This window comes from Cyclobacterium sp. 10D3-21 (assembly GCF_055809755.1).
In genome coordinates, this window is record NZ_CM147924.1 from 1784215 (window position 1) to 1804613 (window position 20399).

18 protein-coding genes are annotated in these 20399 nt (G+C 39.3%); 7 read left to right on the forward strand and 11 right to left on the reverse strand.

Annotation, left to right across the window (positions count from 1 at the left end; all coding sequences use genetic code 11):
- Position 1: 1 nt before the first annotated feature.
- The 3 genes from AC0L7T_RS07330 to AC0L7T_RS07340 are packed head-to-tail and all read right to left on the reverse strand — an operon-like array spanning position 2 to position 1802.
- The gene (locus tag AC0L7T_RS07330; RefSeq protein ID WP_473341874.1) at positions 2-562 is read right to left on the reverse strand and encodes a hypothetical protein; all 561 of its coding nucleotides are present in this window, start codon (positions 560-562) and stop codon (positions 2-4) included.
- 32 nt (positions 563-594) lie between these two features.
- Positions 595-1134, reverse strand: coding sequence for an acyl-CoA thioesterase (locus AC0L7T_RS07335; RefSeq protein WP_473341875.1), 540 nt, complete (start codon positions 1132-1134; stop codon positions 595-597).
- An 11-nt stretch (positions 1135-1145) separates the two neighbouring features.
- Positions 1146-1802: a protein-L-isoaspartate(D-aspartate) O-methyltransferase gene (locus AC0L7T_RS07340; protein WP_473341876.1), complete on the reverse strand. Its 657-nt coding sequence runs from the start codon at positions 1800-1802 to the stop codon at positions 1146-1148.
- Between the two features lie 244 nt (positions 1803-2046).
- Here AC0L7T_RS07340 and AC0L7T_RS07345 point away from each other — a divergent pair, with 244 nt between their 5' ends.
- Entirely contained in the window at positions 2047-2634 is a 588-nt protein-coding gene (locus tag AC0L7T_RS07345) for a riboflavin synthase (protein ID WP_473341878.1), read from the forward strand.
- On the opposite strand, the gene AC0L7T_RS07350 is transcribed toward AC0L7T_RS07345, so the two are convergent.
- From AC0L7T_RS07350 to tamL, 3 genes are read right to left on the reverse strand one after another with little or no spacing between them, the layout of a single operon-like run.
- Positions 2621-3214: a phosphatase PAP2 family protein gene (locus AC0L7T_RS07350; protein ID WP_473341879.1), complete on the reverse strand. Its 594-nt coding sequence runs from the start codon at positions 3212-3214 to the stop codon at positions 2621-2623. The genes AC0L7T_RS07345 and AC0L7T_RS07350 overlap by 14 nt on opposite strands.
- A 2-nt stretch (positions 3215-3216) precedes the next feature.
- Positions 3217-4125 carry an oxygen-dependent coproporphyrinogen oxidase gene (hemF, locus tag AC0L7T_RS07355; protein WP_473341880.1) on the reverse strand — a complete coding sequence of 303 codons (909 nt, stop codon included), beginning with the start codon at positions 4123-4125 and terminating at the stop codon, positions 3217-3219.
- A 22-nt stretch (positions 4126-4147) separates the two neighbouring features.
- On the reverse strand, positions 4148-6532 hold the full coding sequence (gene tamL, locus AC0L7T_RS07360; protein WP_473341882.1) for a translocation and assembly module lipoprotein TamL: 2385 nt from the start codon (positions 6530-6532) through the stop codon (positions 4148-4150).
- 50 nt (positions 6533-6582) lie between these two features.
- On the opposite strand from tamL, the gene AC0L7T_RS07365 reads away from it, so the two are divergent.
- Together AC0L7T_RS07365 and AC0L7T_RS07370 are read left to right on the forward strand one after the other, a co-directional pair.
- Complete coding sequence (locus tag AC0L7T_RS07365; protein ID WP_473341883.1) at positions 6583-7329, forward strand: TrmH family RNA methyltransferase; 747 nt, start codon at positions 6583-6585, stop codon at positions 7327-7329.
- A gap of 359 nt (positions 7330-7688) precedes the next feature.
- The gene (locus tag AC0L7T_RS07370) at positions 7689-8483 is read left to right on the forward strand and encodes a DUF6503 family protein (protein WP_473341885.1); all 795 of its coding nucleotides are present in this window, start codon (positions 7689-7691) and stop codon (positions 8481-8483) included.
- Here AC0L7T_RS07370 and AC0L7T_RS07375 read toward each other — a convergent pair.
- On the reverse strand, positions 8438-8710 hold the full coding sequence (locus AC0L7T_RS07375; protein WP_473341886.1) for a hypothetical protein: 273 nt from the start codon (positions 8708-8710) through the stop codon (positions 8438-8440). The genes AC0L7T_RS07370 and AC0L7T_RS07375 overlap by 46 nt on opposite strands.
- 324 nt (positions 8711-9034) lie before the next feature.
- Between AC0L7T_RS07375 and AC0L7T_RS07380 the strand changes: the two genes are divergently transcribed.
- Positions 9035-11065, forward strand: coding sequence for an LruC domain-containing protein (locus tag AC0L7T_RS07380; RefSeq protein ID WP_473341888.1), 2031 nt, complete (start codon positions 9035-9037; stop codon positions 11063-11065).
- Positions 11066-11503: 438 nt separating this feature from the next.
- Here the strand turns inward: AC0L7T_RS07380 and AC0L7T_RS07385 are convergent, their stop codons facing one another.
- Together AC0L7T_RS07385 and AC0L7T_RS07390 are read right to left on the reverse strand one after the other, a co-directional pair.
- Positions 11504-12865, reverse strand: coding sequence for a hypothetical protein (locus AC0L7T_RS07385; RefSeq protein WP_473341889.1), 1362 nt, complete (start codon positions 12863-12865; stop codon positions 11504-11506).
- A 6-nt stretch (positions 12866-12871) separates the two neighbouring features.
- Positions 12872-13915 carry a c-type cytochrome gene (locus tag AC0L7T_RS07390; RefSeq protein ID WP_473341890.1) on the reverse strand — a complete coding sequence of 348 codons (1044 nt, stop codon included), beginning with the start codon at positions 13913-13915 and terminating at the stop codon, positions 12872-12874.
- Positions 13916-14484: 569 nt separating this feature from the next.
- Between AC0L7T_RS07390 and AC0L7T_RS07395 the strand changes: the two genes are divergently transcribed.
- The 3 genes from AC0L7T_RS07395 to AC0L7T_RS07405 all read left to right on the forward strand — a co-directional run bounded on the left by AC0L7T_RS07395 (position 14485) and on the right by AC0L7T_RS07405 (position 19085).
- Complete coding sequence (locus AC0L7T_RS07395) at positions 14485-16935, forward strand: TonB-dependent receptor (protein WP_473341892.1); 2451 nt, start codon at positions 14485-14487, stop codon at positions 16933-16935.
- A gap of 3 nt (positions 16936-16938) precedes the next feature.
- Positions 16939-18300: a hypothetical protein gene (locus AC0L7T_RS07400; protein ID WP_473341893.1), complete on the forward strand. Its 1362-nt coding sequence runs from the start codon at positions 16939-16941 to the stop codon at positions 18298-18300.
- 371 nt (positions 18301-18671) lie between these two features.
- Positions 18672-19085, forward strand: a complete 414-nt coding sequence (locus tag AC0L7T_RS07405) for a RidA family protein (RefSeq protein WP_473341895.1) — start codon at positions 18672-18674, stop codon at positions 19083-19085.
- 115 nt (positions 19086-19200) lie between these two features.
- Here AC0L7T_RS07405 and AC0L7T_RS07410 read toward each other — a convergent pair whose 3' ends face one another.
- Complete coding sequence (locus AC0L7T_RS07410) at positions 19201-19695, reverse strand: hypothetical protein (RefSeq protein ID WP_473341896.1); 495 nt, start codon at positions 19693-19695, stop codon at positions 19201-19203.
- Entirely contained in the window at positions 19688-19969 is a 282-nt protein-coding gene (locus AC0L7T_RS07415; RefSeq protein ID WP_473341897.1) for a hypothetical protein, read from the reverse strand. Before AC0L7T_RS07415 ends, AC0L7T_RS07410 begins: the two co-directional genes overlap by 8 nt.
- Positions 19970-20399 lie beyond the last annotated feature (430 nt).

Sequence of the window (20399 nt, forward strand, 5' to 3'; positions counted from 1 at the left end):
TTTACTTTTGTTTAATATTGAAAAATATTTGTAGGGTATCCCATAGTTTCCTTTTCAGAGATACATTGTTTTCTAATCCATCCAAGTCATCCGCAAAGAAATAATCCAAGGATTCCTGCACGATGTGATAATTGTCTTTTTTCAAACGCATCAAGTGATGGTAGATGGTTCCGAAAATAATCATTTTGTCAGGGTTCAATTGCTCGATAGGATCTTCATTACTTCCTTTTAGGGAATGCTCAGACATCAATGCAATGTCTTTTAGTGAAAGATTTACGGCACTAAAAACCTTGAGAAGAAATGCTCTGTTACTTTCTTTTAATTCCTCACCCTCATAAATAACAAGTATCGATTTTTTGAAGCCTCCTTCAAATGGAATCGGTTCGGGATCGTGCGCTATTGCATTAGGTTCCAATTCGGGTTCATTTGCTACAATTGGTTCTGTTGAAGCATTCAAATCCAACCTTGACGCCATTTTGTTGACAGCAAGTTTTTCGTTGACTTCTTCTTTGATTACAAAGAGCTCGTCAGTTAGAAATAACGACAATTCTTTTAAATTCATTTTATAGGAATATTCATATTAAATTACAAAAATTATTCCTTTTGACCGATGTCTTCTAAGTCAAAAAGCGATTTTAATTCCGTAGCATCTTGAGGGTTCATCCTTTTAGCCAATACCAGGCGCAATTGTCTTCTCCTTAAGGCTCCTTTGTAAAGTTCTTCTTCTTGCTCATTTAAAGGAATTAATTCCGGTACTTTTACAGGTTTTCCATCACAGTCTACGGCCACAAATGTGAAAAATGCCTTGTGAGAGGAATATTTCCTATTGGCAGGGATGTCTTCAGCAATTACTTCAATGTATACTTCCATCGAAGTATTGAAAGCCCTGGTAACCTGGGCATTTAAGGTGACTACATTGCCTAAGGCTATTGGGTTTTTAAAAGAAATATTGTCCACTGATGCAGTGACTACTACAGAGTTGGAATGACGCTGTGCAGAAATGGCGGCTACCACATCCATCCAATGCATTAATTTTCCACCCATTAGATTATTTAAGGTGTTGGTGTCATTCGGTAGTACCATCTCTGTTTTGATGACCTGCGAATCCTTGACATGCTTGTGCGTTTCTTTCATAAGCCTTGTATTTATTCCCAACCTTCATCTCCCAATAAGGGGACAAATGAGAAGTTGTCAAAGGTCTCTTTTAATATTTTTTTATTCGTTTGTTTCGTTAGTTTCAGCATTTGTTGCTTTTTTCGGTCACCAACCGGGATAACCAATACACCGCCAATATTTAATTGTAGCAACAATGCTTTGGGTACCACAGGGGCACCTGCCGTCACTATGATTTTATCAAACGGTGCCTGATCCGGAATTCCCAGACTCCCATCTCCATGATAATGGGTTACCTTTACACCTATTTTAGGTAGAAATCTTTTCGTTCTTTCGTACAATACCTTATTGTATTCTATGGTGTGGACCTTTGCACCAAGGCAGTACAAAATCCCTGCCTGATATCCAGAACCTGTACCTATTTCAAGTACTTTTTCTCCAGATACAACATTTAGCAATTCACTTTGAAACGCAACCGTGTAGGGTTGGGATATGGTCTGGCCTTCACCTATAGGGAATGCTTTGTCCTCATAGGCATGACTGAGTAGGGCCGAATCAAAAAAGAAATGTCTTGGAACATTATTTATTGCTTCTAAGATTGCTTCATTCCTGATGCCCTTATTGCGCAATGTTCTAATTAACTCTCTTCTTTTGCCTTTATGTAAGTAGCTGTCTTCCAGTTTTAACATGATTTTGAGCGTGCCTTATACCGATTGAATTGCTAAGTTAATGCTAAAAATGCCTTACTTTGTCATTCAAACAGGAATTTATCCGTGGGTAGTTGAGTTTAGTTCACATTTTATGAATGGCCGCTAGGTAAGAGTTGGTATTGCAGGGAATTCGGTTGGGGTGGGAACTGAATCTCAGTGCTAATGGGAGCGTTTGAATGTTTGGGACCTGTTCGTTTTAAATATCCATGAAAGTATTAAGAATATGTTTACAGGAATTATCGAATCCATAGGTAAAGTCAAGGGCATAACCAAAGCAGGAAGCAATATCCATTTTGATATCGCAAGTACCCTTGCATCAGCCCTGAAAATAGACCAATCCTTGAGTCACAATGGCGTCTGTTTAACAGTGGTAGCTGTGAATTCTAATGAATACAGGGTGACGGCCATTGATGAAACGCTGCAGAAAACCAACCTTGGAAAATTGAAGGAAGGTGATTTGGTGAATCTGGAAAGGTGTATGCCAGCAGATGGACGATTTGATGGGCATATTGTGCAAGGACATGTGGACCAAACAGGAGAATTACTTTCCGTTGATTCAGTAGATGGAAGTTGGGTTTTTACCTTTTCTTTTGACCCTCAGGTAGGAAACGTTACAGTAGAAAAAGGATCCATTTGTGTTAATGGTACTAGCCTGACTTGCTTTAATTCCAAAGAAGGGCTTTTCAGTGTCGCTATCATACCCTACACCTATGAAAATACTAATTTTCACTTGTTACAGCCAGGAGATATTGTTAACCTGGAATTTGACATCATAGGGAAGTACATCCATAGAGTACTCAAGGGGTATTGATCTTATTACTGAGGGCTCTATTTTCCCAAAGGGTTTTTACTTTGGTAGTTATCCAGAAGATCAACCAACTGATAAGTATGCCAACCATAGCACCTACCAGAATATCCAATGGGTAGTGCACGCCAAGATAAATCCTTGTATAAGACACTATAGCTGCCCATAAAAATAACCAGCGAAATCCAGGGATTCTACTTCCTCCTACCTTATAAAGAAAGCCTGCCAAGGCAAAAGTGTTTGCAGCATGGGAAGAAGCAAAACCGTACAAACCACCACATCCGGAATAATTTAAGATGATGTCTTTCCAGCGTGGATCGTGGCAGGGGCGCAACCTTTCAAAATAAGGTTTCATAAAACCAGAGGTGAATTGATCTGTCATCCATATCACCAATATCAATCCCACAATGTACCAAATGCAACTGCTTTTGTATTCTCGAACAATGAGGTACAATAGGAATATATATAAAGGTATCCATATGTACTTTCCAGTAATGGCCAACATTATAGGATCTAGCCAAGAGGCATGAATTTGGTTTAAAAAAAGAAAAAGTTGTTCATCCCGATGTACAATACTTTCGATCATTGCTATGCTTCTTTAATCCAGTTAATGTCTTTTTTTAATAGCTGAAGGGTTGCTGATTCCTTGCTTCCTAATTCGGGCACTTGATTGTAAACCCAATTCGCCATAGGAGGCATGCTCATCAAGATACTTTCCGTCCTGCCATTCGTGTCCAGCCCGAATTTAGTACCAGCATCCCAAACCAGGTTAAATTCAACATATCGACCTCGCCTCAATGCCTGCCAATTGAGTTCTTGGTCTCCATAGGGGAGACTGGCATTTTTGGCCATGAAATGACAATAGATTTTAGGGAATAAAAGGCCCAGGCCTTCGACAAAAGAGAGTAATTTTGAAAAAGGCATTTGTTCGTTGGCGGTTAGCCGGTCAAAAAAGATACCTCCGATTCCTCTGGTTTCATTTCTATGTGGAATATAAAAATAATCATCTGCCCACTTTTTAAACTTATCATAGTAGGTTGGGTTAAAGGCATCGCAATGGGCTTTGAGTTGCTGGTGAAAATAACTGGCATCCTCCTGATCTACATAATGTGGCGTAAGGTCTATCCCTCCTCCAAACCAATAGGTGCCATTGCTCATTTCAAAATACCTGATATTCATGTGAATAATAGGGACCATTGGGTTTTTGGGATGGATAACGATAGAAACGCCAGTAGCAAAAAAATCAGCCTCTTCCAGGGCTAATTTTTTCAGGATTTTTTCTGGAGTAGGACCATGCACGGCTGAAAATGCCACTCCGCCTTTAGCGATAACTTGTCCATCGACCAATACTTTAGTGGCACCACCACCACCTTGGCTTCTTTGCCAGTTATCTGTTTCAAACTTACCTACACCATCTCCTTTTTCTAAAGCATCACATATATGTTGCTGTATCTCACGAAATCTTTCCGCTATAATCTCTTTGTTCTCTTTCTCCATGTAAACAGGGTAATTATGGGTGTTAAAAAGGATAACCTATTCCTATGTTAAATACTTGTTGTCCACTCTCTCCAAAAGGGTTTTTAAGGGAAAGTTTATCTAGAATAAACCTTTCATTTTCAGGTCTGGCAGGGTCGTAAGCTTTGATGCCCATGTCCAGTCTCAATACAAGAAATTCAAAATCCATTCTCAAGCCTATTCCTGTCCCTACAGCGATCTCTTTATAAAATCGATTGACCTTAAATTCTGCACCTTCTCGGGAGGGATCCACTGCAAAGGTCCAGGTATTGCCCGCATCTACAAAAATAGCACCGTCGAAATAGCCAAACAATTTCCTTCGGTATTCAAACATTGCTTCAAATAAAATCTCTCCAGGTTGCTCAAATCGGTAATCGAAGGTGCCATCTTCATTTGTTTCAGGAGTGAAACTGCCAGGCCCCAGCCTACGGGGTTGCCAAGCTCTGATGCTCGTACTTCCTCCTGCAAAAAAATATTTCTCATAGGGCAATACGCCACCACTAATCCCATAAGGCTTAGCCAATCCTAAATTTAAGCGGTAGGCAAAGGTACTTTTGTTGGTTAATGGGATGTATTTTCTAAAGTCAGATTGGAATTTTAAAAACTGAAAATAATTTAAATCTTTATCGCCAAAGCGTTTTGGGTCTATCCAATTGAGCGTAGTCCCTCCACTCTCAGCAAAAAGTCGCCACAGTGAGGCTTCTTTTTTCTGGAATAGTCCGTATTGGTTGAAATTGATGATAACCTGTCCTGAAATACTACTTACATAGGAAGGCAGAAATGAGTTGATTAGGTTGTTCCCTTGATCCTGAATCTCTTCCAGGCGTACCTGAAATAATGAATCTAAAGAAGAACGAATCAGATTGGCATCAAGAAGGCTGACCGTAAACTGTTGTTTTAAGTTTCTAGTGGCCCAAGTATAGGCTAAGATGGTATTCAAGGCCTCTCTTACGTATTCAGGGCGATTGACATAACTGTATCCAAGTAGGGTTCGGGTTCTAGGATTGTATCGACCGAATTTTTCCAAGGTGCCAAAATTAAAAGGTACCAAAAATTGGGGGAATAGGATGGAGGCTGAGGTGGAAAGTTCCCGACTTCTATAAACGCCCCCTTCAGTAGTGGCGGAAGCTACCCCTTCTAATCCCGCCCGAAAATTGAATTCAAATATTTCTAATCCTTTAAAGATATTTCTATTGCGAAGAGAATGACTGAAGAAAGGGCCGGGAAGCTGTTCGGTAACACTTGCTCCCAATTGGTTGGTTATCTGAAATTTCTGGTTGGGTCTAGTAAAGATCTTTGTAGTGATGCTATTTCCTAAGGTGTCAAAAGATATGTTTACGAACCTGAACATGTCCAGGTTAGCCAATTGCCTTTGGGTTTCTATTACAGCATTTTTATTGTAGAGATCCCCTTTTTGTTGGAAAATCCTGGAGCTGATTATCTTTTCCGAATACTTGTCTTGATACATTGAAAACCGAATGTCTTTCCAGGTGGTTTTTACCTGATTATCTGGTATCAAATCACTTGGAGGTGCTATCGAAAAGGTGACGGAATCGATCGTGTATACTTGGTGGTTTTGTCCTGATTTTGATTTTTTGATGATTTGTTCGATTACCACATGCTTTTCAAGGGTGTCCTTGTAGACATTGTATTCTATATAGGATTTGGAGAAGGTATAGTAACCATTGTCTTTTAGTAAATCCTCGATTCTTTGTCGCTCTTTTGTCACATTGGACTGACTATACCTGGAACCTTTTTTAAGGAAGGAATGCTTTTGGTAGGTTTTTAAAAGGCCATTTAAAGTTGTATCTGCAGTGGTATTGATCAAGCTGTCAATTTTATAAGGACTGTTTTCGCTAATTAAATAAGTAACTTTTGCCTTTTTTGTATTTCTTTCAATTTTTGTGTCCACCACCGCATCAAAAAAACCATTGTTTTGCAGATAAATAAATATCTGCTGCCTTGAGGAGGCCGTTTTGCTACTGTCCAAAATCACTTTGGGGTTTCCAGTCCGCATAAACCAATTGCCATATTCAAGCTTTTTTTCCAGGTTACTTATTTTGCTGCTTAGCTTATTGTATCTTTTTTGCACTTTTCCTGAAGTATTGCCCTGACGAATTTTTTCTGCGGTCTCCTGGAGTACCTGTTTGGTTTGGTATTGCTTTTCGGCAAGCTTACTACTGTCATAAAATGCATGACCCAAATTGTAAACCATAACCCCCGGGGAAATATTTAAAATTGGAATGGTGGTATTGGGTTTTTGCTGAATAAGGTTTTTAAGTGCTTCAGCGTTACTTTTTTGAATGCCTTGAGTATTTACATCTGTAAGCAATAGCTCATTCTCATGAAGTCCCTTGGTTAAGGAACAACTCCACAATAAATGGATCAAAAAAAGAAAATTTATATATTTGGTCTTCTTCACAACAACGCTCATTACTAATGCTAAGCAAAAATACAGTTAAGTTTATTAAATCCTTGCACCAGAAAAAATTCCGTAAGCAAGAACGAGCATTTTTTGTGGAAGGAGCCAAGAATGTAACGGAATTGTTGCTGTCAAATTTCACTGTAAGCCATTTGCTTTGTACAGAAAAGTACCAGGAAGAAAACACATCCCTGGTAGCCAACTTTTCAGGGATTGAAATTCTAGTAAAGCCGAAGGAGCTTGAGTCATTGGGTACTTTTTCTACCAATGACCAAGCGCTGGCCGTGGCAAAAATAAAAGAAAATAGTTCGTTGGTCTTAGAAAAAGGGCAGTTGATACTTGCCCTGGATGAGGTAAGAGATCCTGGGAATTTGGGTACTATTATTCGAATTGCGGATTGGTATGGGATAAGTAAATTGTTGATGTCAACCAATACAGCCGACATTTACAATCCTAAAGTGTTGAATGCCAGCATGGGGTCTTTCACAAGGATGAATTTTGAATATGTGGATTTGCATAAAAAACTAAAGGATTCAGGTTTGCCCATCTATGGTGCTTTTTTGGAAGGGATGAATGTGCACCAGCTAGGCGGAGCTGCTGAGGGTGTTTTGCTTATGGGAAATGAATCCAATGGCATTTCTGCCGAGCTCGAAGGTATTGTGACCCAGAAATTGACCATTCCCGCATTTGGTAAGGCTGAATCTTTAAATGTTGCCATTGCCACTGCTGTCCTTTGTGACAATTTAAGGCGAATTATGCCGTAGGTATTCCTTTTCGAAATAGAATACCTATTGCAAATTTTGGGTTAAACTTAATCTTAATAATTTGCGTATGAACAATATCCCCAAATCAACCTAATTATTATTTCTTGATTTTTCCATTTTTCGCCAGATTTTAGGAATAATGCGCGAATCTTGAGTCAACGACTTTAAGACAATTGAGAAAAATAGAATGGCACAGATTAATCTTGCATAACAGCAATTAATATAAACCTCACATAACCACAAGATCCAAGGACAATGGCAATGGAAATACCTCATTGTAGCCCAATGTGCGAATTCCCAACCATAAATTTTAGAATGAATTCAAAGAGATAGTTTAAATAAAAACCAAATCCGAAGTTATGAACAAGTTATTTATATTGGTTTTCCTGTTTGCCTTTACGGCCTGTCAGGAAAAATCTCAAAACCACAATGTCAAAGGAGAACAATTTCAGGAAAAGACCCTAAGCGATTATCCTTCGGATTTCGCCAAAGTGCTTGAAGCACATGGCGGTATCGATCAATGGAAAAAGGAAAAGACATTGATGTATGAGATTGGTAATCCTGGTGAAGGTGAACAACAAATCATTGACCTGCACCGTCGAATGGACAAAACGATCACTTCAGATTATGAGATTGGTTTTGATGGCGAAAAAGCCTGGGCCTTGAACAAAGAGGGGGAATACAAAGGAAATCCTCTTTTTAGGCACAACCTCATGTTCTATTTTTATGCCATGCCATTTGTACTTGCCGACCCTGGTTTGAATTATGAAAAAACAGAGGACAAGGAGATATTGGGTAAAAACTATAGTGGTATAAAAGTTACATTTAATTCTGGTGTAGGTGACTCATCAAGTGATGAATATTACCTTTACTATGACACTGAAACCTACAAGATGGGCTGGCTTGCTTATAAAGCAACCTTTGGATCGGAGAAAAAACCAGAGTCGGCCAATTTTATCAGTTATGATAAATGGGCGGAAGTGGACGGAGTCCTACTGCCCACCGCAATCGCATGGCATACTGTTGAAGAAGGAGTTGTAGGAGAGGAAAGGAACAGGGTTAATTTTAACAATATTAGTCTATCCACAGAAGCCAAACCAGAAGGTTTTTATTCTATACCAGCCAATGCTGTTATAGCAGATGATATAAAATAATAAGCATTGCCTGCTGAAATCTGGATTGGATTTTCAGTTCTAAACCAGCCTTGGGGAAATTCCAGGCTGGTTTTTTTATTCCTATAGTTTTGGCTTTTACCTGGGCCATTTAAATAGAAACCAGGTTTTCGGATGATAAAAAGTAGGCTATAAAGTGCGTCTTCAATGAATTCGATCAGGATAAGCATTAGGATGATGGCAAATATTTTCGATCGGAATGTAGTCATTAACTATTTATAAGTCAGTTATATTACTTATCAAGCTCATTGCTCTTCTACGAAAATTTGGCTTTTGCCAGGTGTTACCTAGTAGGGCAATTCCTTGGCGATGGGAATCCTGCTCCGCCATTAGTTTTATACACTGGCACATTCACGAAATAGAATGGCTATACCTAATTTGGGTTTTACGAAAAGGTAAAATCAATTCAACCCCCGAATAATTCATTTTACCTTTGAAAATAAGCTGTCTAACGAGTTTCTTCCTGCTAGGCTATTTTTATATATACATTTGTGTCATTCAAATACAAAAAAAAATTTTTAAACTATATAAAAATGAAAAATTACAGCTTATTTCTAATTTTTGCCACTGTGGTCACAATGTTTGCCTGTGATCCAATGGATGAGATGTCTGAATCCATTGCCAATGAAGGCTATCTTGGGTTGAATTTCCCAGCAGGATTTGATTTTGCTACTACTAAAACAGTTGAATTTAATCTGTCTGCTAAAAGCCGAGACAATAGTCCAATACCTTTTGTGGTGTACAGAGTATATGACGCCAATCCACAAGAAGAAGGAAAGCTATTACACACTGTTCGCTTAAACGAGCAGGGAAGTGCCACTGTTTTTATGGATCTTCCTGGCTATTTAGAGAAATTGTGGGTTACCTCCAGTTATATAGGTGTAGAGCCGATGGCTATAGTACCTGTGTCAGGTACCCGTATTGGCTATGCTTATGACGCCGCCAACCCTACTGTTTTAGGGGATGAATATTTTGAAACGGTTGAAGAAAATATTAATGCCAGAACATCTTCGCCCCAAGAAGACTTCTTTACTCTGGGTTCGTGGGATAATAATGGTAAACCAGCTTATTTGTTGGCACCTGATGAAATCACCAATCAACTACTGAAAAATATTAATTCTAGTTTGCCTGAGCGAAGGGATATAAGAGGACACCATCCTGAAGCACTGGATACTAAATACGAAAGAGAATTGTTTGTAAGTGAAGATGCTGAAGTTTGGGTGACCTATGTACATACAGGAGGGAGTTACCGTAATGCGATTGGATATTATTGGTATAAAAAAGGAGAGGCCCCTAGGACTGCAGATGACATTAAGAACAAAACCATTATATTTCCCAATGCACAGGCAGGGGTATTAAGCTCTGGTGATAAGGTGAAATTGAATGGACCATTGGACGGCGCTTTTGAAAAAGACACTTATATTGGATGGTTTTTGATATCTAATGGCTGGCAGAGAAGTAGAGTATCGAACGGAAATGGGATTTTTTATGCTGATAAAAAGCTTAATACAGCAAACCGTAGAGAATCAACAAGAGATCAAATGGTGTTTTTGTATGACCAAACAGAAAAAATTCTGTTAATGGGTTGGGAAGATATTCGAAGAGATTATAATGGATGTGATCATGATTTTAATGATGTGATGTTCTATGCTTCATGGAATCCTATCAATAGTGTTGATGTATCAGACTATGTGCCGATTGATACCGATGAAAAAGACCAGGATGAAGACGGCGTAGCAGACCACGAGGATGAATATCCTGAAGATCCGCAAAGAGCATTCAATAACTACTCTCCAGGAGCCAATGTTTACGGTACCCTTTTATTCGAAGACCTTTGGCCGAGCTTTGGTGACTATGACCTGAATGACTTGGTCCTAGACTATAATATCAATGAAATATCAAATGCTAATAACCGTATCAAAGAGATTGAGTTGACAACAGTAGTGCGCGCCACAGGTGCAGGTTACCGCAATGGGTTTGGCATACAGTTGCCCGTGTCTTCAGACCAGGTTTTAAGTGTAGAGGGTACCAGATTGAAAACTGGAACAATCAAAACTTTATCTAGTGGCGTAGAGCAAGGTCAGCGGTTAGCTACAGTGATCATCATGGACGATGTAAATGATAAGTTGCCGATCATGGCCAATGTTAATGCTGGAAATGCACAGCATGAAGCAGATACAATAGTCGTGAAAATAGTTTTTAAAGAGTCAATAGGAAAAGATGACTTGGGTGCCGCACCTTATAACCCATTTATGATTATCAATCAGGATAGAGGAAGAGAAGTTCACCTTATGAACAAACAACCTACAGACTTGATGGATACAGAGTGGTTTGAAACAGCAGATGATATCAGTGCCATCGGGGCAGGTAAATATTATACCAGCAATAAAGGATTTAATTGGGCCCTTCATATCCCTCAAAGCATTTCTTATGCACAGGAAAAGGTGAATTTCACAAAAGCTTACAGCAAGTTTACTGAGTGGGCAAAATCAGGCGGATTGTCTTATTTAGACTGGTACATGGATACAGATGGTCAGGTAAATTCAGATGCTATTTATAAATAGCAGATCCTCTGAAGAAATATTAAAAAAAAAGGTCTTCCCATTGGATGGGGAGACCTTTTTTTGATTTGTCGCGAGTTAGTACCTGAAATTTGCGGTAGTGGTCCTATTATTAGAGAATAGATTTAACCCGAAATAAGCAATAGAAAATAATCAGAATTCAACTCATGTTAGAAAGCCTTGAATGATTAAGTTCAAACCCATGTTAATTGTAGGGGGACTAGAGGAGGAGTAAAAGCCGAAGTACCCTGTTCGTTCTGGTCTCAATAGCTCTTAAAGGTTTGCAATGATAATATAGTCTGTTGTTAGACCAATCTGATTTGATTATAGGTAATTGGGAATATATGGCAGTTAATTTAAGTCCTGATTTTGTCTCTATACCAGCTTGCAGAAAGTAGGCTTACCACATAAAAAATAGATTTTACTGATGGCTTTAAATGATTAAATACCAGGAAAGGTATAATTTAATATTAGGTTGGTATGGAAAAGGTTTACTTTATTGTACACCCAGGCAGGACGGAGGTCTTGTTGGTCCAAAGCCGTTTTGCCCATGAGGATCAAATGCATATTTAAGCCTTTAATCCATTTTTTAGGATTGTACCGAACGCCAAGGTTGGCTTGTGCATAGCTTGGCATGGCGTATTTGTTTTTTGTCGCATCTGCCGGATCAGGTAAAAAATACACACCCAGATAGCTGTACAATTGTAAGGGATTTTTAGGAAAAGCATACTGAAAATAGGTGCTGACAGCATCTACTTGCCCGAGTCCCTCGTTTCTTTCCCTTGGAATAAAGGTATAGAAAGGGTCTTTTCCCCATTCTCTGGGACTTAAATAGCGTCCGTTACCTTGCATTTTGGTGTAATTTACATGCCATAAGCTTCTTTGAGATTTCACCCCGATTCGGCCACTTAGTATCCAGTGTAAATCTTCTGGATTTTTGTACCTCAGGGCGACATCTTCATTTCCTCCATTTCCTATACCGTGTTGAACAGTAGCCTGAACTCCTGTTATTCCTTGCAAGGCACTGTTTGGCAATTTCCAGTTTTTGTCCCACTGGGCCAGATAAGCACTGTAAATGTTATTCACCAGGGTATGATTTAAAAGCAGTGTGGAGGCTGATTCAAGGTTTAATTTCAGGTCTATAATATTGACAAAATCCGATCGGGTATTTCCGAAATAGCCGGAACGTTGGCCTGATTCATCACGTCCTACCGGATACATGCCAATGCTTTCTCCAAGACTGAACCAATTTCCCGTAGACCGTGGAGAAATCCCCGAGATGAGGTGGTGAGAAATAGAGAACACAGGATTTACCTGGTAATCCCAGTGGATGCCTTCTACATAGGTAGGACTCAACCTCCCATCCTGTGCATTGACAAAAGGAGTGTTTATTTCCATCCGGCCCAAGCTTGCTTGAAAGTTGGTTTGCAAGTAATCCAGGTGGAGGTTGCCTATTTTGCCGAAAACAGTTCTATCCAAATGATTCACATCAAAAAGCCCGACCTCATATCGGTTTAGATTTGATACCCGAGCGTCTAGTGCACTAAGGTCTGAGCCAAACACCTTGAGGAATCCCAGGTACTCTGCTTTTACTTGAAAATGATAGGGCAACTTGGAAGTAAGAGCAATTCTGGCCATTTGGCCCAAGGCATAGTCATTTTTGTAATCCTCCCAATAGGAAGTACTCATAAAATAGGAGCGAAGCCCTACACGCAACGCTGGTTTCCAAAGTGTGGTGTCTTGCTGTCCATATACCGATATCCAAAAGAATAAACCGATTAGGAGCGTAAATATTTTTTTCATGTACCGCTATTTTTGTAAGGCTAAAATGGGTTGGAAAGGGCCATATTTATGCTGTTTCTCCGAAAATTCATCGGCATAGGGGCCGAAAGGATGGTCCATAGGTTTTTTGCTAAAATCTGGCCAATCGCCTGAAAGATCCTTTGACGGCCTGTCCATTGAATTGACATAGGCCGCCAGGTCCCAGGCTTCTTCATCACTAAGCAGTGGTCTTTCGTAGGTAGCACCCAAGGGCATATTGGCTTTTACATATCCGGAAAATTTAGACAAGCGGAACAATCCTGCGCCATTGTTATAACTGGCAGGTCCCCAAAGGGGTGGATAAAGGTAGGCAGTTCCAGCAGAATTTTTTAAGCCCTGTCCTTCGGTTCCATGGCAACTGATACATTGTTTGTCATAAACGGCTTTGCCCCGAATAGGATCTGCTGGCCGGTCCAGAAAGGGGACTTTATATACCCCCACTCCCAAGGGCCTTTCTCCTTTGGGGACATTATTACCCAGCCACTGCATATAGGCGACCATGGCCTTCATTTCTTTGCTTTCGGGGTCCAGGCCATTGCCGTTTAGGCTCCTTTCAAAACAATCGTTAATTCTTTTGGGTATGTCTTCGGAAAGACCGGAACGCGACCTTATTTTTGGGTAGTTGGCAGCAACGCCGCTGAAATTATTGCCCAATGGAACTGTTCCAGCTACTAAATGGCAATTTTGACAATTCATCCCATTGGATATCTGGAGTACCTTTCCTTTAGGGCCAAGGTATTCCGAAGTATGTGCAACCAGCTCTCTACCGTACCGAACTTGTTCCGAATTGGGTGCTAATTCCACGCTGGCCCAATCTGGGGCCTGCCAAATTCCTTCTTCTTTTATTAGCCGGAAATCTTCTTTTGGCGTTTCTACCTGAGCCATCTCCTTTTTCTCCTGAGGAGGGGATGGAATATCCAATTGGCTGACTACTAGTAGTGCAGCGATGAATGAAATCAAAATAAATACAACCAATGACAAGCCAAAGATGCTACGGGCTAATTCAATGATGGGTTTGGGAGCGTTTTTCACATTTTTATTTTTAACCAATTACAAAGATATCTTTTACCATGCTGCCAAAAAGTGATTTGTATCACATAAAAAGCTTCTCTTGAAAAAGGGTTTGAAGCACAGGTCATTGTGTAATTTCCATTTTGAACGCTAGAGTTGGTTGGGGTTAAAGTATAAAGAAAAATCAGCAATAGTTTTTTTTGTCGGGAAAAATGGAAAAATGAAATGACACCTAAACTTAGTTTCGAGACCGATTTCCTGTTAAATTCCTTTACGACTTCATTTTAATAATATTGATTTTTTTGTGTAAGGTTGCCAAGAAGGTTTTCAGAAAGAAGAAAGACAGGAGGGCAAAACGAATACTTTTACCTCAATTATTGACAAGGCTAACATTGATTTTTTGACAATGTTTTTACCTTATTAAAAATTAATCTAAATAAGTATTGCTATAAAAAATCCCTTTTTGTAATATTGTGTTCAATTAGATTAAGTCTAAATAGTGGTGGTGTTTTTAATGTCGCTACAACCAAATACGAGAAGAAATTAAGGTGTCGGTGATTATCTGACCTTAAAATATTTTAATAAATAGCATGAGAAGAATATTATTTACGCAGGAAAGACAATTGTGGTTATTTGCCTTTCTATTTTTTTGTAGCACATTTTCTTTTGCTCAATCCTTACAAGCCGCAACTGTAAAAGGTAAAATCCTTGACGCTGGATCCAATCCAATTCCTGGAGTAATCGTGCGGATAAAAGACAGCCCGTTTACTTCCATTTCCGCTGTAGACGGAAGCTATCAAATTTCGAATGTGCCAAAAGGTAATTTTGAGCTTTTGCTTTCAAGTATGGGGTACGAGGAGCATAGTAAGAATATAATCATTGATAGAGAAGAAACCATAATACAGCTTGATTTTTCATTGATAGAATCTACGACTGACCTTGAAGGGGTTGTTGTGGAAGGGCAGTCAGTTAAAACTGAAATAGAAACCACAGGTTTTGCGGTAGAAGTTGTAGAAACCAAACAGGCGGCACTTCAATCCATACAAACCAATGATTTGCTGAATAGAACTGCAGGAATTCGTGTAAGACAAAATGGTGGAATTGGCTCTCGGGTAGACTATAATTTAAATGGAATGTCCGGAAATTCAGTACGAATTTTTATTGATGGACTTCCTGTTTCTACTTATGGATCCTCTTTTAGTCTGAACAGTATTCCTCCAGCAATGATAGAGCGGATTGAAGTCTACAAAGGGGTGATTCCAGCACACCTTGCGGATGACGCATTGGGGGGAGCCATCAATGTTATATTGAAAAAGGGAATGGTCAATAATCTTTCAGCCTCAGTATCTTATGGTTCTTTTAACACCCTTCAGAGTAATGTGAGTGGCGCTTATAGAGATGAGAATACAGGTTTTACTACCAAGGTGTCAGCCTTTTCCAACTCTTCTGACAATGATTATGAGGTTTGGGGAAAGTTTGTAAGAAACATACTTCCCAATGGAAGGTATGACTATGTAAGGGCAAAGCGATTCAATGATGCTTACCGTTCGATTGGAGGAAAGGTTGATTTTGGATTTACCAACGTGAAATGGGCAGATCAGTTTTTTGTAAGCTATACTGGATCTGATGATTACAATGAAATCCAGCATGGAACTTACATGTCCATTCCCTACAAAGGGCGATTCACCACTTCTCAGTCACATGTGCTTGGATTGACTTATGTGAAAGAAGATCTTTTGACTAAGGGGCTAGACTTAACTTTCAATGGTTCTTTGAGTAAAGTCAATGAGGTTGTAACCGATACGGTTAAGTGGAATTACAATTGGTTTGATGAAATAAGCCTTGGATTTGATGGCGAACCTTTACTAACATCTGCAGGAGCACAACAAGGGGCGCCAACCCTTAACCATATCAATCGAAATATCGCCACTTTTCGTGCAGGTGCTTCCTATGCTATCAATGAAAACCATAATATTTTTGTTGGCCAGACTTTTTATACCCTGGATAGGGATGAACAGGATTTCATGAAAAGTGTCATAGAACGAGAGTTTATTGGTACCCGTGACCTTCAAAAGTCCATCACCTCCCTTTCTTATGAACTTGATTTGTTCCAGTCAAGGTTAAAAGGAAATGTTTTTGGTAAGTACTATTTGCAAGGTATAGAAAAGATGGATCCCTTGTTGGTAGAGGAAAATGGTACTTCTACACGGATTGAGGATCGGGTCACCAGGAAAAGTGACACCGGTGGATATGGTGCTGCTTTTTCCTTTAGGGTGTTTAAGCCTTTGGTATTGATGGCATCAGCTGAAAAGGCAGTTAGGATGCCAGCTGAGGATGAGATTTTTGGTAGCCCCGGAGAAAACATTGTCCAAAACCTTGGCATTAGACCTGAAGTGAGTGACAATCTGAATTTAGGTTTTATACTTGGTGATTTTGAACAGCAGTCACATACTTTTTCTTTTACTGGAACAGGCTTTATCAGAGATACTCAGGACAAAATTATTCGACAGATTAACCCAAGAGTCAATGATGCTGTTCAGACCAATGCCTTTGAAAATTTAGGTAAAACCAAATCTATTGGTTTTGAAGGGCAGTTGAAATATGCGTATGGAGATTCCTTTAGATTCATTGCCAATGTTTCAAAGTTCAATTCGGTATACAATACCAAGTATGATAACAATGGGAATGTATTTGAGAATTATCAACAACAGATTCCAAATGAACCCTTCTTCACGATTAATAGCTCAATGGACTATACATTTAAAAATGTGCTCAGTCATGGGTCTTTGCTTAGGCTATCTCATTATTTTGGATACGTAGAAAGGTTTTATACCACCTGGCTGGAAATAGAAGACTTTAGAACTCCCCGGCAATACATCAATGACATTGGCGCAACCTACACTTTCCCCAATCGGAAACTAGCTGTAAGTATTGACTTTAAGAATATGTTTGACAAACAGGTTTATGACAATTTTGCGGTGCAAAAGCCGGGAAGAGCATTCTATGTCAAGTTCAATTATACAATAGGTAATTTCAAATAGATAATGTTTAATAATAGAAGTATTACAACGATGTTTAGAAAAATCAATACAAGCAATAGGTTACTTGCTTTTAGTTTAGCAATTGCGATGATTTCAATGAGTGCCTGTGTTACGGATGAGGATGAGGTCCCTAAGGAGGACGAGTTGGAGGCGGATCGATGGGTGACCTTGGTAGGCGCATTTATGGGTGATGTTCCTGGAGATGGAAACGGCGGTACCAATATATATGCGGTTAGCTATGAAGATGCCATTGACCCAGAAATGGAATTTGATGTGTTTGTTGATGGTACACCAGTAAAATCAAACCGTACAGCCAGATTGCAGGTTTCTGAAGATGGTGGTACTTTGTTTAATATTGCCTATTCAGGTGAAAATGGAGGCGAATATGCTAAGTTTGACATTCGTGGAGGTAGCAATTATGTTCAGGAAGATGTAACAGTCAATATTTCTCAGTATGCAGGAACTTCACCAAGGTGGAGTAAACTATATGATGGAGATAAGACAGGTATTGCCGTAAATGTAGCAAATATAGTAGCAAATAATGTTGAAGATGAAACTGCTGGTTTTCAGTATTACAGAGGTACTGCCACCGTATTGGATTTGGATTTACAAGAGACCCTTATCTCCAATTACAAAACTTACGAACTTCCTTTGTCTACTGAAGAAGAACTTGCGGGTCATGCGATATTTAGATTAGATGCCCCTGTTTTAAACCAAGCCGGTGATAAATTGCTTATCGGTACTTGGATGAGGAAATATAATCCTGCGACAGGTGAGAGAGAAACGGAATGGGATAGACTGGGTACTAAAACTCTTGTTGTGGATTACCCTTCTTTGGAGAATCCTAAATTAATAACTTCAACTCAAGCTGACGGAGATTGCTCTGGTTACAGAAGCAATGTGAACCAACTTGCTGATGATGGTTATATTTATCAGGCTACCACGAGAAATAGCAATGGCTCTCATATTTTGAGAATTGGATCCAATAATGAATACGACAATACCTATGCTTTGAGTCTTGATGATGCACTTGGATTAACAGACACTTATGTGGATGCTTGGAAATATGTGAGCAATGGCATTGGATATGCATTGATCCGTCATGGTGTAGAAGACCAGGGATATGTTGTTCGCATGGACCTTAAACAAAAGACTGCGGCTATTGTACAGGGCTTACCAAATGATCCTGACGTAAGGTTTAACCAGTTCCAGGGATTTCTGGTAAGTGGAAACGATCTTTTGTTGCCTATCTCACCACTTGGCCAAGATGGAAATATTTATATCCTACATAGCCAAACCAACGAGGTGTCTATAGGAGCCAAAATAATCAACAAACCAGGAAACCACTTTATTGGTACTTTCTAGAAGAAATTAACCTTTTTATAATCCCCTGCATATTCTTTACGAAAATGCAGGGGATTTTTTATTTAAAATAGATTCTAATACCTCGAAAAACTAACAAGAGACAAATTGCAGAATCACAACTTCCCAAATTCTTTACCTGATGCATTAAGTCTACTGATACCACCAAGCCCCAACGGGTTGCAATATCCCAGCCACGGGTGTCAGCCCATGGACAAATGATGAAACGCCAATCGATTTTGGCGGTATTGTTGCCATTTTTCTGCAACAATGCTGACCAAATCTTTTTAGTATACTTTCTTTACCTATGTAAATGTGTGCCTTCATAAACAGTGTTTTCTTTGTGGTGTTATGCTATCACTAAAACTAAAGCAATGAAAAACGACAATAATTCTTTTATCAACCCAAAAGGCTTGTTCAATCCATTAAACAACGGATTTTCTCATATCGTTAAGGTGCCAGAAGGGAAAGCGCTATACTTTTTTTCCGGACAATGGGCATCTGACGAAAAGGGACAACTTGTCTCTCAAGATTTTGAAGAACAGGTTCGTCAAACGGTGTTCAATATTAAAACAGCAATGGAAGCAGCAGTTGTGTCTATAGATGATGTCGTAAAACAAACTGTCTATATTGCAGATTTCACACAAGAAAAAAAGGATATTTTAATAGAGGTGGCTTCCAAAGAATGGCAGACGGAGAATATTCCAGCAAGTACCATTGTTCCAGTACCCTTATTGGCAACTGCCAAAGGTTGTCTAATTGAGATTGAATTCATTGCTGCAAAGTGAAAATTTAAATTAGCCTAATTAAGGTTCGGATTAATCTATATAACAATATTAAACCCCGATAGGGGTGAAATGATTGTAGCCAGTGGCATCAGCCACTGGATTAGTAAAAAAAGCGTTATCGATTTTGGCGGTATTGTTGTTTTTTTTTCTGCAACAATGCTGACAAAATCACTGCGGCATTGTCCTCTATCGAAACCGCACATGAAACTTTATAACAACCGAAAACCCCGCTTGGGGTGATATTTTTGTAGCCAGTGGCATCAGCCACTGGATTCGTGGATAAAAGTGAATCGATTTTGGCGGTATTGTTGCCATTTTTCTGCAACAATGCTGACAAAATCACTGCGGCATTGTCCTCTATCGAAACCGCACATGAAACTTTATAACAACCGAAAACCCCGCTTGGGGTGATATTTTTGTAGCCAGTGGCATCAGCCACTGGATTCGTGGATAAAAGTGAATCGATTTTGGCGGTATTGTTGCCATTTTTCTGCAACAATGCTGACAAAATCACTGCGGCATTTTCCTCTATCGAAACCGCACATGAAACTTTATAACAACCGAAAACCCCGCTTGGGGTGATATTTTTGTAGCCAGTGGCATCAGCCACTGGATTCGTGGATAAAAGTGAATCGATTTTGGCGGTATTGTTGTTTTTTTTTCTGCAACAATGCTGACAAAATCACTGCGGCATTGTCCTCTATCGAAACCGCACATGAAACTTTATAACAACCGAAAACCCCGCTTGGGGTGATATTTTTGTAGCCAGTGGCATCAGCCACTGGATTCGTGGATAAAAGTGAATCGATTTTGGCAGTATTGTTGCCATTTTTCTGCAACAATGCTGACAAAATCACAACGGAACTGGTATTTACAGAAACCACTCATTAACCTTTACGCCAACCAAAAAACCAGTCAATAAGTCTATACGCCTACCTATATGTATGTAGAGGTACTGTTTTCATTGTTTTAGGTATAGTAAAAGTGTAAAAACAAAATTTTTTAATACAGAACCCCCAAAGTCTTTCGATATCAGAAAAAACTTAGTTAGTTTAGTGGGGATAAAAAGGTATATATAGTAAACTGAGCACTTTTAAAGTTCACATTTTTCACAATCATTCTCTACTTGAGTCCTGATATTTCAGGTGAAATTTATTGTTTTAGTAGTGTATTCAAAGCCCGTCGATAATCCTGTTTTACATAATAAAAAATTCATAAAAAGGGAAGTCAGCAGACTCCCTCCGTCATTGCGAAGGTATTGGGAGGTTTTACCAATTTCTTAAATAGCTAAGTGCTGGGCTAATAAATCGATAA